Origin of the sequence: Paenibacillus sp., from assembly GCF_031177825.1 — a bacterium.
Classification (GTDB): domain Bacteria; phylum Bacillota; class Bacilli; order Paenibacillales; family YIM-B00363; genus Paenibacillus_AE.
The window spans coordinates 294,448-308,389 of record NZ_JAPSKE010000001.1 but is presented as its reverse complement, the minus strand read 5'-3'; the positions used below and the strand labels follow the sequence as shown (position 1 = coordinate 308,389).

Sequence of the window (13,942 nt, the reverse complement as noted above, 5' to 3'; positions counted from 1 at the left end):
AGAGTGACCCGTGCGCGGGCCACTCTTACCTTTTACGGAGGGGTATTTCCATGGCTTTCTTAAGTTCCTTGCTCGGATCGATCGTCGGGTCGGTGGAGCTCGGTCTGCTGTACGCGATCATGGCGCTCGGCGTGTACCTTACGTACCGGGTGCTGGACTTTCCGGACTTGACGGTGGACGGGAGCTTTACGACCGGCGCGGGCATCGCGGCGGGCATGATCGTCGCGGGGTATTCGCCGTGGCTCGCCACGGGCGTCGCCTTCCTCGGCGGCTTGGCGGCGGGCGCGGTCACGGGCCTGCTCCATACGAAGGGCGGCATCAACCCGCTCTTGTCGGGCATTCTCATGATGATCGCCTTGTATACGATAAACTACCGCATCATGGGTCGGCCGAACATTCCGCTGTTGAATCAAGAGACGGTGTTTCCGGACGGGGAGCTGTTCCTTAGCGCGACCTACGCGCTGATCATGGCTCCGATCGTCGTGCTCGTCCTGAAGCTGCTGCTGGACTGGTTTCTCCGCACCGATCTCGGTATGGCGATTCGCGCGACAGGCGACAATGCCCGGATGATCCGCAGCTTCGGCGTCAACACGGACAATACGATCGTTACGGGCGTCAGCCTCTCCAACGGCCTCGTGGCCATGGCGGGCGCTTTCGTGGCGCAGTACCAAGGCTTCGCCGACTTGCAGATGGGCATCGGCATGATCGTCATCGGCCTGGCATCGGTAATTATCGGCGAAGTGATCTTCGGCGTACGCTCGATTTGGCGGACGACGCTCGCCGTCATCCTCGGCGCCGTCGTCTACCGGATCGTCATCGCCCTGTCGATTCGCTACGGCTTGGAGGCGTCCGATATGAAGCTGATGACGGCGCTGATCGTCACGATCGCGCTCATCGTGCCGATGGTGAACAAGCGGAGAAGACAACGGCTCGTCGGGCGCAAACGCAGCCTCGAGCTGACCGAGGAGGCGGGGACCTAGATGTTGACCTTATCCAACGTTACGAAAATCTTCTACCCGTATTCCGCCGACGAGAAGATCGCCTTATCCAACGTGTCGCTGACGCTCAAGGAAGGGGACTTCGTCACGGTAATCGGCAGCAACGGGGCGGGGAAGTCGACGCTCATGAACGTCGTGTCGGGCGTGCTCGCGCAGGAACGAGGCGACGTGTCGATCGACGGGACGATCGTCAACGGCATGTCCGAGCATGAACGAAGCCGGTGGATCGGCCGCGTGTTCCAAGACCCGATGGCGGGAACGGCTCCCCATATGACGATCGAGGAAAACCTCGCGCTCGCGCATCTGCGGGGCGCGTCGCGCGGGCTTCGCGCCGGCGTGACGAAGGAGAAGCGGACGATGTTCGTCGATCGGCTGCGCAGCCTCGGGCTGGGGCTCGATACTCGGCTGACCGCCCGCGTGGGGCTCTTGTCCGGCGGGGAGCGTCAGGCGCTCAGCCTGCTGATGGCGACGTTCACGCAGCCGAAGGTGCTGCTGCTCGACGAGCATACCGCGGCGCTCGATCCGTCCCGCGCGGCGCTCGTGACCGAGCTGACCGATAAGATCGTCAACGAAAACCGGCTGACGACGTTAATGATTACGCATAACATGGAGCAAGCGATTCGGCTTGGGAATCGCTTGATCATGATGGATAAAGGGAAGATCATTCTTGATATCGGCGGGGAGGAGAAGCGGGCGCTCACGGTCGAATCGCTTCTCGATCGATTCGCGGCGATTCGCGGCGAGAAGCTCGCCGACGAACGCCTCGTATTGGGGTAATCGAATAGAGGTTAATCGGATCGCCCGGCGCTTAGGTGCCGGGCGATCGCCGTTCCATGGTGCCGACCGGTCTCGATGAACACTTCGTTCGCGTCCTCGCCGGAGGCGACGACGCCGGCGACGTACAACCCCTTCACGGTCGTCTCCATCGTCTCGGGGTCGTACACCGGGGCGCCCGTCTCCGGCTTCGTCTCGGCGCCGGCGCCGCCGAGCAGCGTTCGGTCGGGACGGAAGCCGGTCAGCGCCAACACGAAGTCGGCGTCCCGCGTCTCCGCGCCGCCGTCCGCGTGTCGGATCGTCACTTGGCCGGGCCGGATTTCGACGATCCGGGCATTGTACAGCATCCCGATCGCTCCCCTGGCGACGGCGCCTTCGAACAGCGGCCGCACCCAAGGCTTGATCTTCTGCTTCGCAGCGTCGCCGCGGTAGACGATGAACGGCTCGGCGCCGACGCGGCTGAGCTCCATCGCCGCGTCCACGGCCGAGTTGTTGCCGCCGATGATCGCGACCTTCGTGCCGGCGTACGGATGCGCCTCCGTGAAGTAGTGCGAAACATGCGGCAGCTCTTCGCCCGGGATGCCGATTACGTTCGGGCGATCGAAGTATCCGGTCGCGACGACGACGGCGCGGGATTCGTAAAACCGCTTGATGCCGTGCCGTTCCGTCTCGACGAGGAAGAAGCCTTCGGCGGTCTTGCGGATCAAGGTCGCCTCCTCGTACGGGCGCACGTCCAGCTTGCGCCGTTGGGCGACGTTGCGGTAATACTCGAGCGCCTCTCGGCGCGTAGGCTTGTCGTGCGGCGTTGGAAACGGGTATCCGCCGATTTCGAGCAGCTCGGGCGTGCTGAAGAAGTGCAAATTCGTCGGATATCGGTAGATCGAATGGACGAGATTGTATTTTTCGATGACGACGGCGTCGATGCCGGCGTCTTGCAGCGCGATCGCGGCCGCCAGTCCGCAGGGACCGGCGCCGACGACAATGACGTCTTCCATGGCGAACCCTCCACTCCCAAGAAGGAAAAATGAGTTTTCGATTATCCTACCTCATTTTCGCCGAAGATGCTATTCGCGGAGCGCAGCGCGTCGCGGAGGAACGCGGCGGCTTCGCTCACGCGCTGATGCGGCCGGAAGACGGCGGCGACGCCGGCGGCGCGCAGCGCCGGCTCGTCGGCGGCCGGGACGATGCCGCCGACGACGAGCAGCCCGCGCCAGCCGGCGTCCCGCAGCGCGTCGACGAGCCGCGGCACGATCGTCAGGTGCGCGCCGGCGAGTGACGACAGCCCGACGCAGTCGGCGGCGACGTCGACCGCTTGCCGGGCGACTTCTTCCGGCGTTCGGCGAATGCCGGTGTAATGCACGGCGAAGCCTTCTTCCCTCAAACCGCGAGCGACGACGAGCGCGCCGCGGTCGTGGCCGTCGAGGCCGCACTTGGCGATCAGCACCGTGGGCGGTTGCTCCGGCGGGGAACCGAAGGCGGGATGCGTCGGATTCATGGCGCGATGCCTCCTTCCGGGAAGACTGGCTCTCGATATTCCCCGAACAGCCGCGCGAGCGCCCCGTAGATTTCGCCGACGGTGCAGCCGGCGTTCGCGGCGTCCAGCATCGTCGGCATGACGTTGGCGCCGCGTTCCGCGGCGTCCAGCACGGCGGCGAGCGCACGACCGGCGTCCGCCTCGGAGCGGGCCGCGCGATGTCGGCGTACCGCCTCGACGGCGCGCGCCTCTTCGGCGGCGCCGCTTCTCGCGCGCGGGCGGTCGGCCGCCGCGACGAGGCGCGGGGCAACGCCCTCGAAGCGGTTGACGCCGACGATCGCGCGCTCGCCGCTCTCCACGGCGACGTATTCGCGGTACGCCGCCTCGCGCACGGTCGATTGGACGAAGCCGCTCTCCACGGCGGCGAGCGCGCCGCCGGTCCGGTCGACCGCGTCCACCCACCGGAGCGCTTCCGCCTCGAGCCGGTCGGTCGCCGCCTCGACCGCATGGGCTCCGGCGAGCGGATCGATATGGCCGGCGAGGCCGGACTCGAACGCGAGAATTTGCTGCGTGCGGAGCGCGAGCGCGGCGGAAGCCGGCGTCGGCAGCCGCCACGCCTCATCCTTGGCGTTCGTGTGCAGGCTTTGCGCGCCGCCCAATACGGCCGCGAGCGCCTGCAACGTCACGCGGACGACGTTATTGTCCGTCTGTACGGCCGTAAGCGCCGAGCCGGCCGTCTGCGCATGGAATTTCATGCGCCACGACTCCGGCTTTCCGGCGCCGAGCCGCGCTCGGGCGAGCTTCGCCCACAGCCGGCGCGCCGCGCGGAATTTCGCCGCCTCCTCGAGCAGATCGCAGCCGGCGGAGAAGAAGAACGACAGTCGCGGCGCGACCGCGTCGGCCGACAGCCCGCGGCGCATCGCAGCAATCGCGTACGCCAGACCGTTCGCGATCGCGAAGCCGATCTCCTGTCCGGCGTCGGCGCCCGCTTCGCGCAGATGGTAGCCGCTGACGCTGACCGGATGCCACCGGGGGAAGAAGCGGCAGCCGAATTCGATGAGGTCGACGGCCATTCGCATCGACGGCGCGGGCGGCAGCAAATACAAATTCCGCGCGGCGTATTCCTTCAGCACGTCGTTCTGCACCGTACCGCGAAGGGCGTCCGCTCCGACGCCGGATCGCCCGGCCGTCGCCGCGGCGAACGCGAACAAGGCCGGCGCCGTCGCGTTCACCGTCATCGACAGGCCGACCGAGCCGAGCGGAATGCCCTTCAGCACCGCCTCGAGGTCGGCTGCGGTCGCGACGGAGACGCCCGTCCTGCCGACTTCGCCGGCCGCGCGCGCGTCGTCGGGGTCGATGCCGAGCTGCGTCGGCAAATCGAAGGCGAGCGAGAGACCCGTCTGGCCCTGGGCCAGCAGCCGCTTCAGCCGCCGGTTCGTCTCTCGGGCGGTGCCGAAGCCGGCGTATTGCCGCATCGTCCACAGCCGCTCTCGGTACATCTCGGGATGGATGCCCCTCGTATACGGGAATTCTCCCGGTCGTTCATCTTCTCGCTCCATGGGCATGGTATGTTCTCCTCTCAGGCGGCTCCGGAAGCGCAATCGGCTCGGGCGTCGCGGCGGCAGCTATGCGGATTCGGCTCGAAGCGCCGCTTCCTCCGCGGCGATGCGGCGGCGAAGCAAGAGAACGTTCAGCGCCGGAAACAAGCAGGCGGCGCCGAAGCAGCCGAACAACAGCGGGAACGCCAGCATCTCCAGCGTCACGACCAAGTAATTCGGATGCTTCATCCACCGGTACGGACCCTTGCGCACGAGCTTCATGCCGGGGACGACGAAGACGCGCGTATTCCAGTACGGTCCGAGCGAGCGAATGCACCAGACGCGTCCCGCCTGAAGCACCAGGAACGACGCGGCGGCGGCCGCCATCCAAGGCGACGGCTCCGGCCGGCGCCAAAGAAACTCCGCGAAGACGCAGGCGAAGAACGACATGTGCAGCAGGACGATCTTCGGATAATGCGCCGCATCGACCTCGTACCCGCCCATCCGGCGGATCCGTTCCGCATTGCGGGCCGCTAGGCGCAGCTCCGCCAATCGTTGGACGACGACCGCCCCGAACCAGAGCGCAAACCATAAACTCATCGAAGAAATTCGCCTCTTTCCTATAATCGTAGTGAGGATGTACTTTAAAATCGCAGCAGCAGCAGCTCCGAGCTGAAGCCGGGACCGAGCGCGCCCGCGATGCCGAACTCGCCCGAGCGGAGCGCGTCGGCCTCGCCGAGCAGCGCCTCGAGCACGAACAACACCGTGCAAGACGACATGTTGCCGTATCGCCGCAGCACGCCTTCGGCCGCCGCCAGTCGTTCCGACGGCAAGCCGAGCGCTTCGCCGTACGCGCGAAGCACCTTCGTCCCGCCGGGATGCAGCGCATAATGCGCGAGGTCCGGGATCGTCAGACCGGCGGGAGAGAGGAGCGCCTCCGTCACGCCGCGCATCTCGCGCGTCACGAGGCTTGGGATATCTTTCGAAAAGACGACTTTCAACCCGTCGTTCGTGACGTCCCAGCCCATGACGTCGAGCGAGTCCGGCCAGATCGTGCTGCGGGTCGAGACGATGCCGGGGACCGCGCGCCCGCCGGAGGACCGCGCGTCGGCCGCCGCCTCGCCCTCGACGAGCGCCGCGGCGGCGCCGTCGGCGAATAGGGACGTAGCGATAAGATTGCTTTTCGAGGCGTCGTCCCGGATGAACGTCAAGCTGCACAGCTCGGCCGCGACGAGAAGACAGCGGTGCCGGGGAAACGCGCTCACGTATTCGGCGGCCCTAGAGAGGCCGGCGGCGCCGCCGGCGCAGCCGAGCCCCCAGATCGGGGTCCGCTTGACATTCGGGCGCAGACCCAGCCGATTGAACAAGCGCGCGTCGATGCTGGGCGTCGCCGTGCCGGTCGTCGTAACGAACAGGATGTGATCGACTTCGGTCGGCGCGACGCCTGCGCGCTCCAAGCAGCGCCGCGCCGCCCGTTCCGCAAGCGTTGCGGCGTGTTGGACGAACAGCCGGTGCTTCTCTTCCGCGTCGTGGGGGACTAGAAACCATTCGAGCGGCATGCAGAAATGCCGCGCGTCGATTCCGCTGTTCTCGAAAATAGGCAATAATCGGTCCAACTGCGGGACGCTGGCGCCGAACATATGCCGAACCGCTTCCTTGACGTCGGCTTGGGGAACGCGGTAATCGGGGACGGCCGTGCCGATGGCGGCGATCGTCGCATGCAGCATCGTGACACCTCGCTATTCGAATTCGTCATCCTAGGTTTTCCAGTTGTTAGGATTCCTTATGCATCGGGAGACGGTATACGTCGTCCGGCGAGCCGTGGTATATTTTCCACGAGGGGTGGATCGGTATGGAATTTCGTCTGTCGGCGGGCGGCGCGAATTACGCGATCGAGCATGTAACGACGAATGTGATGCGGAATCGGCGGAACGAAGCCGTCGCGATGCACCGGCATCCGGTATTTCATTTGATTTACGTGTTGGAGGGGAAGGGGAAGGTGACGGTGGGCGGCACCGAGACGACGGCGGCGCCGGGACTGCTGTACATTATTAATCCGAACGTGCCTCATAGCTTCCTGTTCGGCGACGGAGAGCCGCTGACGGATCTGGAATGCACGTTCCGGCTGCTGGACGAGCGGGAGGAGCCGGCGGAGGTCGATTTCTTCGACTTGATCGAGACGTCCCGGGGGCGACGCTTGCCGGAAGCGTTCCGCTCGCAGCCGATCCGCGTGCCCGCGAGAATGAAGCCGCTGCTGACGGAAGGCTTCGAGCGCGTACTCGAGGCGTACCGAAGTCCGCTGCCGCGGGGCGGCCTCGCATTGGCGGTCGCGGACCTGTTGTCGCGGGCGGAAGCCGTAGCGCTCGGCGTAGGCCGCGAGGAGGAGGAGCCTCTTGACTCGTCGGAGGCGTTGATCGAGAGCGTCAAGCAGTTCCTTCAGGCGAACCGGGGGCGCCCTGTAACGCTTGGAGAGACCGCCGACTTCGCCCATATGACGCCGAATTCCTTATGCCGCGCCTTCAAGGAGCGAACCGGCGAGACGCCGATGGGGTATCTGCAGGCGGCCCGGATGCGCGAAGCGGAGAAGCTGCTCGCTCTCACGGACTTGCCCGTGTATACGATCGCGGAGAAGCTCGGCTACGAGGAACCGTCTTACTTCGCGAGGGTGTTCCGCCGAACGACCGGCGAGTCGCCGCAAGCGTTCCGCAAGCGGCTCTTGGCCGGAAACCGGATAAAATAGTCCGCATGACGGAAAAGATCGTGCCTACTGCGAAGAAGAGGGTTGCCCTATACTGAGACTGTCAGGTACAGGAAGGCAACCATCTTACGTATCGAGGAGTGGGTCTGATCCATGAGCTTAACCCGGGAGCAAGTCGCTGATTTCCAAACGTACGGATACGTCATCGCCGAAGACGTCTTTACCGATGCCGATCTGGCGCCGGTCATCGCGGAGCTGGAGCGGGAGATCGACCGGAGGGCGCGTACGCTCCATGCGGAGGGCAAGATCGCGTCGCTGCACGAGGACGAACCGTTCGAACGGCGCTACGCGCTGCTGCACCGCCAATGTCCGGACATCGGCAGACGTTTCGATATCATGTTCTTGCTCGGCTCCGCCATGTTCGACTTCCTGCGCAACGACAAGCTGCTGGACGTCGTCGAGAGCTTGCTCGGCCGCGAGCTGAGCTGTAACCCGATTCAACATATCCGCGCGAAAATGCCGTGGACCGGCGAAGGCGAACAGCCCGCAGGGTACGAGAACGTGCCGTGGCATCAAGACGCGGCCGTGACGTCGAGCGATTCCGAGGCGTCCGAAATCCTCACCTTCTGGATGCCGCTCGTCGACGCGACGGCGGATACCGGATGCATGGAGATCATGCCCGAGGCGTTCAAGCTCGGCTATCTCGAGCATCAAGCGGAGGGGGGCACGACGATCGTGCCGAGACGGCTCCCGCACGCGAAGCCGGTCGCCGCGGAATGCCGCAAGGGCGGCATCGTCATAATGAACAAATATACGCCGCATCGCGGCACGACGAACCGGTCGAACATCGTGCGCTGGTCGCTCGATCTCCGATATCATAAAACCGGCGCGCCGTCTGGAAGATCGCATCAGCCGTCGTTCGTCGTCCGAAGCCGCGCCAATCCGGACAGCGTCTTGAAGGATGCCGAAGCGTGGAAGCGCATGTGGCGCGAAGCGCTGGAGAAACCGGCGCAGCCGATTCACAGAGTGTAATGATAGTTGCATCGACGACGCTTCCGGACCCCTCTATCGGGACCGGAAGCGTCTTTCGCGTTCCGCATGGAAGAAAGTGAAAGCTTTATCTCGTGAAACGTTTTCCGCTTTGCGTGCGTATATAGATGGAGAACGATTCCACATTCGGAAATGAAAAGGAGCGTGCGTCTCGATCGACATGTTGGACGTGTATTGGTATTGTTTCCTCGGCGGCGCGGCATTCGCGGTATTGCTCGTGCTGTTCGACACGGTCGCGGGCGGTTGGGTCGACGGCGTCTTCGATGCATTGCCGGACGCGCTCCATCCGATGCTCGTCGTCGGCGGCATCGTCGCCTTCGGCGGAGCGGGCATCCTCCTGACCGAATACGGCTCGTTCGGCGTCTGGACCGTCGTCCTGTTATCGGCGCTCGCGGCGGCGCTCCTCGCGATCGGTTTGTTTTTCTTCTACGTCAAGCCGATGAGCCAGGCGGAAAATTCGGTCGCTTATTCGATGAAGGAGCTGGAAGGCAAGCTCGGCGAGGTGTCGGTTCCGATTCCTGTCGGCGGGTACGGCGAAGTGGGCTTTACGTTCGGTCACGGCTTGGTGTATCACACCGCGAACAGCGACGAAGCGGAGACGATCCAAGCCGGCGAGCGCGTGCTCGCGATCGACGTGAAGGACGGCGTCGTCACCGTGTGCCGTTGGACGGAATCTTATCCTATACATACCTAGGAGGAGAAGGAATGAATTTCTTAACGACGGAGTCTTGGTTGTTCGTGCCGGTCGTCGTCATCGGCGTGATCGTGTTTCTCGGTCTTGCGTTCTGGGCGCGGTATAAGACGGTCAGTCCCGACGAAGCGATGGTCGTGACGGGTTCGCTGCTCGGCTCGAAGAACGTGCTCGTCGACGATTCGGGCCGGAAGATCAAGATCGTTCGCGGCGGCGGCGCATTCATCTGGCCGATCTTCCAGAAGGCGGAATTTTTATCGCTCTTGTCTCACAAGCTGGACGTCTCGACGCCCGAGGTGTATACGGAACAGGGCGTGCCGGTCATGGCGGACGGCGTCGCGATCATCAAGATCGGCGGCTCGACCGAGGACGTCGCCACTGCGGCGGAACAGTTCATGGGCAAGCCGACGGAGGCGCTGAAGGGCGAAGCGCAAGAGGTGCTCGAGGGTCACCTGCGGGCCATCCTCGGGATGATGACGGTCGAGGAAGTGTACCGGAACCGCGATAAGTTCGCGCAGGAAGTGCAAGGCGTAGCGGCGAGAGACTTGAAGAAGATGGGCTTGCAGATCGTCTCGTTCACGATCAAGGACGTCCGCGACAAGCACGGATACTTGGATGCGCTCGGGAAGCCGCGTATCGCGGCGGTCAAGCGCGACGCGGAAATCGCGGAAGCGGAAGCGATCCGGGACTCCCGGATCCAGAAGGCGCGCGCCGACGAGGAAGGGCAGAAAGCCGAGCTGCTTCGCGATACGAACGTCGCGGAGGCGAACAAGGAGAAGGAATTGAAGGTCGCGGCGTTCCGGCGCGAGCAGGACGTGGCGAAGGCGGAAGCGGATCAGGCGTACCATATTCAAGAGGCGAAGTCGAAGCAGCTCGCGGTCGAAGAACAGATGCGAATCGAGATCGTGCGCAAGGAACGGGAGATCGACATCGAGGAGAAGGAAATTTCCCGCCGCGAGAAGCAATACGACGCCGAGGTGAAGAAGAAAGCCGACGCGGACCGGTACTCGGTCGAGCAGGCGGCGGAAGCGGCGAAGTCGCGGGCGATCCGCGAGGCGGAGGCGCAGCAGTTCCGGATCGAAGCCGAGGCGAAGGCGCTTGCGGAACAGAAGCGGCTCGAAGGACTTGCGATCGCCGACGCCGAGCGGGCCAAAGGGACGGCCGACGCCGAGGTCATCCGGCTCCGGGGTCTTGCGGAAGCGGAAGCGAAGGAGAAGCTTGCCGAGGCGTTCGCGAAGTTCGGCGAGGCGGCGGTGCTCGACATCATCGTGAAGATGCTGCCGGAGCTCGCGGGCAAGGTGGCGGCGCCGATCTCCGCGATCGACAAGCTGACGGTCGTGGATACGGGGCACGGCGAAGGTGCGGCCAGGGTGAGCAATTACGTGACCTCGCTCATGGCTACCGCGCCGGAGATGCTGAAGAACGTATCCGGCATCGACGTCGAAGGGCTGATCAAGGGGCTTACGCAGAAGTCGACTCGTCCCGCGGCTTCGGCTTCCGGAGCGGCCGCGATCGAAGCGGCGGCTGCATCGGAGCCGTCGAACGAAGGGAAGTAACGGAACGAAAAAACAGGACCGAGCGGCGGGATTGCCGTTCCGTCCTGTTTTTATTTTCGCGGAAAATCGTTCATGCCTTGGAAGAAAAGACGAATTGTTTCACCATTTCGATCGTAACATATTTCCTAGTGGGGGAAATTCCGTGTTTGGCATGCGCGTGAATGCGAGCGGTCGCTTCGTTGATGCGATCGACGTCGAACGGTTCTCCGTTCCTGCATTTCGTTACGGCTTCTTCTATAGCCTCCTCGCGGAGCGCATCCAGCCGTTCGAACTCGACGAGGTGCAGATGCTGCTTCTTCGAGTGTTTCGAGATCGACTCGTGGACGTTCAAGGGGGGTCCTCCTTATTTTCAACCTATGATTCCCAATGGTACTATAGTAGAAATCGTAACTCAACTGATTCATGACAGCTAGGAGGCTGCACCATGCAAGAAGTCCTCGTTGGAAGCATCGTCTCCGCCCTGGCGACGGGACTCGGCGCGCTGCCGATCTTGCTGATGAAGGTCGTGACGCACCGATGGAGAGACATTCTGCTCGCATTCACCGCGGGCATCATGGTCGCCGCCACGGTGTTCAACCTGATTCCGGTCGCGCTCGACCATTCGAACTTGCTGACCGTCACGATCGGCATTCTGCTCGGCACGTGCGTGCTGAGCGTCATGGAACGGTATATGCCGCATATCGACCTTGAGCATTCGAAATCGTCGACCGTGCAATTCGATCAGAAGAGCATGCTCATCATTACCGCGATCACGCTGCATAACTTGCCGGAAGGCCTGTCCGTCGGCGTCAGCTACGCGAGCGAGAACGCCGGCCTCGGTCCGATCATCGCGCTCGCCATCGGGCTGCAGAACGCTCCGGAGGGGTTCCTCGTCGCTTTGTTCCTTGTGACGCAGAAGGTGAAGAAGTGGCAGGCGTTCGCGATCGCTACCCTAACGGGCACGGTCGAAATCGTGACGGGACTGCTCGGGTTCTTCTTAACGTCTTACGTCTCGAATTTGGTGCCGTACGGCTTGGCGTTCGCCGCCGGCGCGATGTTGTTCGTCGTTTATAAAGAATTGATCCCCGAGAGCCATGGGGACGGGAACGAAAGCTCGTCGACGTTTTCCTTCATTTTCGGACTTATCACTATGATCGCGCTCATCGAATGGTTCGGGTAACTACGCATAGGCGGTGATACGGAACAATGAATCGAAGCTCACATCGAACGCCGAACCGACAGCCGAGCCGCCCGACGCATCGCGGCGTACGGGCTTTCCGAAAATATATGCTGTTCTTCCTGCTTGCGACCGGGGCGATCGGCGCGTATTTATGGATCGCCTACCGCGCGCCTTTGGCCGAAGCGCTGGCGAACACGGCCGCCGACCCGCGGATGTTCTTAAGCGAGGCGGACGTGGAGCGGGCCGCGTCGTATTCGATGCTCCGCGACCTGTTGTTTTTCGTCGGGTACTTTTGGGAGTGGGGCATGCTGCTCTGGCTCATGACGAGCGGGTACGCCCGCACGTTGTCGCAAGGGCTGAAGAAGCTGATCGGCGGCGTATGGCTCCGCTTCCCGGCGTATATCGCTGGCATCGCCGCGGCGCTGTTCGTTCTCGGGCTTCCGCTGCGTCTGTTGTCGTATTCGATTTCGCGGAATTACGACGTCTCCACGCTGTCGTTCGGCGGCTGGTGGAGAGACCAATGGGTGCAGCTCGCCGTCGATTACGCGCTGATGCTCGCCGTGGGGGCGGTCGTCTTCGCGCTGGCGCGCAAAGGCGGAACGTGGTGGTTCCGGTTATGGCTGCTCTCGATTCCGTTCCTCGTCTTTCTGATGTTCATCCGGCCCGTAGCGATCGATCCGCTGTTCTACAAGTACGAGCGTCTCTCCGATCCGGCGTTGGAGCATGCGGTGCTCGAGATGACGGCCAAGGCGGGGGTGCCTGCGGAGCGGGTATACGAGGCGAACTATTCGGAGAAGACGAACGCGATTAACGCATATGTCGACGGCATCGGCCCGTCGCTTCGCATCGTGATCTGGGACACGGCGCTTCACAAGCTTACGGCGGAGGAGATCGTCGTTCTGACGGCGCACGAGGTCGGCCATTACGTGAAGAAGCATCTGCAATGGAGCGCGGTCGGCGGCGTCGCGTCCATGTTCTTCCTGCTGTGGATCGGGAACAAGACGTACCGCTTCGCGCTCAAGCGCTGGAGATCGTTCCTGTTCATTCGTCACCCCGCGGATTGGCCGGGCCTTCCGCTCATGCTTCTCGTCGTCTCCGTACTGACGTTCGTTACGACGCCGCTCGCGAGCGCGGTGTCCCGGAACGCCGAGCTCGAAGCCGACCGATACGCGTACGCGCTTACCGGCGACGCGGACGCCGCCGTGACGATGTACCAGAAGCTAGCGGCCTCCTCGCGGGGGACGCTGCACCCGCCGGCGTTGACCTACTGGTTCCGCTACACGCATCCGTCGCTCGGGGACCGTATTACGGAGGCGCTCGGCTATGACCGTACGCTGCCGTAAGCTGACGTTGTTCGCGTTGGCCGGGGTGTTCACGGCGCCGAATTTCATGGACGAGTTCCTCGCGGAGACGGCGAGGCGATGCGAGCGCGCGGGATGGGACGTGACGTCGTTCTCGCTGATGCCTTACGGGGATTGGACGAGGTCGAAGCTGCGGCAGGCCGCGGAAGTCGCGGCGGACGCCTGCGCGCCGGTCGTCGGCGGCAAACGGGCGGCGGCGGAAGCCGCCCGTCTGTGCGGAGCGCCCTCGAGCTGCGGCGCCGTCGCGCTGGTCGGCCACAGCGGGGGCGGCGTCGCGGCGGCGCACGCGGCGGACGAGCTGTCGAAGCGCGGCTACCGGATCGGCGCCGTCGCGATGATCGGTTCGCCGAAGACGCCGCTGCCGCGCGGCATCCGTTCGAAGACGGCGTTCTTCTACGCCGCCGACGCGCGCGGGATGCCGGCGGATCCGATCGCGCGCATCGGCGCCTGGGCGACGAGGACGCCGGCGCGGGCGATGGGGCTTAAGCTTATCGGGGGTCATCGCGACTACTTCCGATCGCATGCGCCGTTCCTGAGCGCGGACGGCCGTTCGAATTTAACGGCGTCTACGGAAGCGGCGGCGGCATGGGTACTCGAGGCGTTGGCGTCCGAGCGGGACGGCGCGCCGAGCGGCGAGGAGTAA

Annotated in this window: 15 protein-coding genes; 9 read left to right on the top strand and 6 right to left on the bottom strand. The window is 63.9% G+C overall.

The window, feature by feature from the left end:
* The first annotated feature begins 50 nt into the window (after positions 1-50).
* The gene (locus RIN49_RS01360; protein ID WP_309118363.1) at positions 51-980 is read left to right on the top strand and encodes an ABC transporter permease; all 930 of its coding nucleotides are present in this window, start codon (positions 51-53) and stop codon (positions 978-980) included.
* Complete coding sequence (locus RIN49_RS01355) at positions 981-1,775, top strand: ABC transporter ATP-binding protein (RefSeq protein WP_309118362.1); 795 nt, start codon at positions 981-983, stop codon at positions 1,773-1,775. It abuts the gene before it with no gap.
* An 11-nt stretch (positions 1,776-1,786) separates the two neighbouring features.
* Here RIN49_RS01355 and RIN49_RS01350 read toward each other — a convergent pair whose 3' ends face one another.
* The 5 genes from RIN49_RS01350 to RIN49_RS01330 all read right to left on the bottom strand — a co-directional run bounded on the left by RIN49_RS01350 (position 1,787) and on the right by RIN49_RS01330 (position 6,511).
* Complete coding sequence (locus RIN49_RS01350; protein WP_309118361.1) at positions 1,787-2,767, bottom strand: YpdA family putative bacillithiol disulfide reductase; 981 nt, start codon at positions 2,765-2,767, stop codon at positions 1,787-1,789.
* A gap of 41 nt (positions 2,768-2,808) precedes the next feature.
* Positions 2,809-3,267, bottom strand: coding sequence for a cobalamin B12-binding domain-containing protein (locus tag RIN49_RS01345; protein ID WP_309118360.1), 459 nt, complete (start codon positions 3,265-3,267; stop codon positions 2,809-2,811).
* Positions 3,264-4,805 (bottom strand): acyl-CoA mutase large subunit family protein, encoded by a 1,542-nt coding sequence (locus RIN49_RS01340; RefSeq protein WP_309118359.1) that lies wholly within the window; start codon positions 4,803-4,805, stop codon positions 3,264-3,266. The genes RIN49_RS01345 and RIN49_RS01340 overlap by 4 nt, the downstream gene beginning before the upstream one ends.
* A gap of 66 nt (positions 4,806-4,871) precedes the next feature.
* Positions 4,872-5,384: an isoprenylcysteine carboxyl methyltransferase family protein gene (locus tag RIN49_RS01335; RefSeq protein WP_309118358.1), complete on the bottom strand. Its 513-nt coding sequence runs from the start codon at positions 5,382-5,384 to the stop codon at positions 4,872-4,874.
* A 44-nt stretch (positions 5,385-5,428) separates the two neighbouring features.
* Positions 5,429-6,511 carry a type III polyketide synthase gene (locus RIN49_RS01330; RefSeq protein WP_309118357.1) on the bottom strand — a complete coding sequence of 361 codons (1,083 nt, stop codon included), beginning with the start codon at positions 6,509-6,511 and terminating at the stop codon, positions 5,429-5,431.
* 125 nt (positions 6,512-6,636) lie between these two features.
* Between RIN49_RS01330 and RIN49_RS01325 the strand changes: the two genes are divergently transcribed.
* The 4 genes from RIN49_RS01325 to RIN49_RS01310 all read left to right on the top strand — a co-directional run bounded on the left by RIN49_RS01325 (position 6,637) and on the right by RIN49_RS01310 (position 10,779).
* Positions 6,637-7,524, top strand: a complete 888-nt coding sequence (locus tag RIN49_RS01325; RefSeq protein WP_309118356.1) for an AraC family transcriptional regulator — start codon at positions 6,637-6,639, stop codon at positions 7,522-7,524.
* Between the two features lie 111 nt (positions 7,525-7,635).
* Entirely contained in the window at positions 7,636-8,514 is an 879-nt protein-coding gene (locus RIN49_RS01320; RefSeq protein WP_309118355.1) for a phytanoyl-CoA dioxygenase family protein, read from the top strand.
* A gap of 178 nt (positions 8,515-8,692) precedes the next feature.
* Positions 8,693-9,226 carry an NfeD family membrane protein gene (locus RIN49_RS01315; protein ID WP_309118354.1) on the top strand — a complete coding sequence of 178 codons (534 nt, stop codon included), beginning with the start codon at positions 8,693-8,695 and terminating at the stop codon, positions 9,224-9,226.
* A gap of 11 nt (positions 9,227-9,237) precedes the next feature.
* Positions 9,238-10,779, top strand: a complete 1,542-nt coding sequence (locus RIN49_RS01310; RefSeq protein ID WP_309118353.1) for a flotillin lipid rafts scaffold protein FloT — start codon at positions 9,238-9,240, stop codon at positions 10,777-10,779.
* 70 nt (positions 10,780-10,849) lie between these two features.
* Here RIN49_RS01310 and RIN49_RS01305 read toward each other — a convergent pair whose 3' ends face one another.
* Positions 10,850-11,110, bottom strand: a complete 261-nt coding sequence (locus RIN49_RS01305) for a DUF2533 family protein (RefSeq protein ID WP_309118352.1) — start codon at positions 11,108-11,110, stop codon at positions 10,850-10,852.
* 93 nt (positions 11,111-11,203) lie between these two features.
* On the opposite strand from RIN49_RS01305, the gene RIN49_RS01300 reads away from it, so the two are divergent.
* Genes RIN49_RS01300 through RIN49_RS01290 form a run of 3 tightly spaced genes read left to right on the top strand, consistent with a single transcriptional unit; the run spans position 11,204 to position 13,942 of the window.
* Entirely contained in the window at positions 11,204-11,938 is a 735-nt protein-coding gene (locus RIN49_RS01300) for a ZIP family metal transporter (protein ID WP_309118351.1), read from the top strand.
* Positions 11,939-11,964: 26 nt separating this feature from the next.
* Positions 11,965-13,281 carry a M48 family metallopeptidase gene (locus RIN49_RS01295; protein ID WP_309118350.1) on the top strand — a complete coding sequence of 439 codons (1,317 nt, stop codon included), beginning with the start codon at positions 11,965-11,967 and terminating at the stop codon, positions 13,279-13,281.
* Complete coding sequence (locus RIN49_RS01290; protein ID WP_309118349.1) at positions 13,262-13,942, top strand: hypothetical protein; 681 nt, start codon at positions 13,262-13,264, stop codon at positions 13,940-13,942. Before RIN49_RS01295 ends, RIN49_RS01290 begins: the two co-directional genes overlap by 20 nt.

Bases quoted from the DNA above. Each gene is read 5' to 3' on its own strand.
- RIN49_RS01360 (WP_309118363.1), top strand. From the start codon at position 51: ATGGCTTTCTTAAGTTCCTTGCTCGGATCGATCGTCGGGTCGGTGGAG.
- RIN49_RS01355 (WP_309118362.1), top strand. From the start codon at position 981: ATGTTGACCTTATCCAACGTTACGAAAATCTTCTACCCGTATTCCGCC.
- RIN49_RS01350 (WP_309118361.1), bottom strand. From the start codon at position 2,767: ATGGAAGACGTCATTGTCGTCGGCGCCGGTCCCTGCGGACTGGCGGCC.
- RIN49_RS01345 (WP_309118360.1), bottom strand. From the start codon at position 3,267: ATGAATCCGACGCATCCCGCCTTCGGTTCCCCGCCGGAGCAACCGCCC.
- RIN49_RS01340 (WP_309118359.1), bottom strand. From the start codon at position 4,805: ATGGAGCGAGAAGATGAACGACCGGGAGAATTCCCGTATACGAGGGGC.
- RIN49_RS01335 (WP_309118358.1), bottom strand. From the start codon at position 5,384: ATGAGTTTATGGTTTGCGCTCTGGTTCGGGGCGGTCGTCGTCCAACGA.
- RIN49_RS01330 (WP_309118357.1), bottom strand. From the start codon at position 6,511: ATGCTGCATGCGACGATCGCCGCCATCGGCACGGCCGTCCCCGATTAC.
- RIN49_RS01325 (WP_309118356.1), top strand. From the start codon at position 6,637: ATGGAATTTCGTCTGTCGGCGGGCGGCGCGAATTACGCGATCGAGCAT.
- RIN49_RS01320 (WP_309118355.1), top strand. From the start codon at position 7,636: ATGAGCTTAACCCGGGAGCAAGTCGCTGATTTCCAAACGTACGGATAC.
- RIN49_RS01315 (WP_309118354.1), top strand. From the start codon at position 8,693: ATGTTGGACGTGTATTGGTATTGTTTCCTCGGCGGCGCGGCATTCGCG.
- RIN49_RS01310 (WP_309118353.1), top strand. From the start codon at position 9,238: ATGAATTTCTTAACGACGGAGTCTTGGTTGTTCGTGCCGGTCGTCGTC.
- RIN49_RS01300 (WP_309118351.1), top strand. From the start codon at position 11,204: ATGCAAGAAGTCCTCGTTGGAAGCATCGTCTCCGCCCTGGCGACGGGA.
- RIN49_RS01295 (WP_309118350.1), top strand. From the start codon at position 11,965: ATGAATCGAAGCTCACATCGAACGCCGAACCGACAGCCGAGCCGCCCG.
- RIN49_RS01290 (WP_309118349.1), top strand. From the start codon at position 13,262: ATGACCGTACGCTGCCGTAAGCTGACGTTGTTCGCGTTGGCCGGGGTG.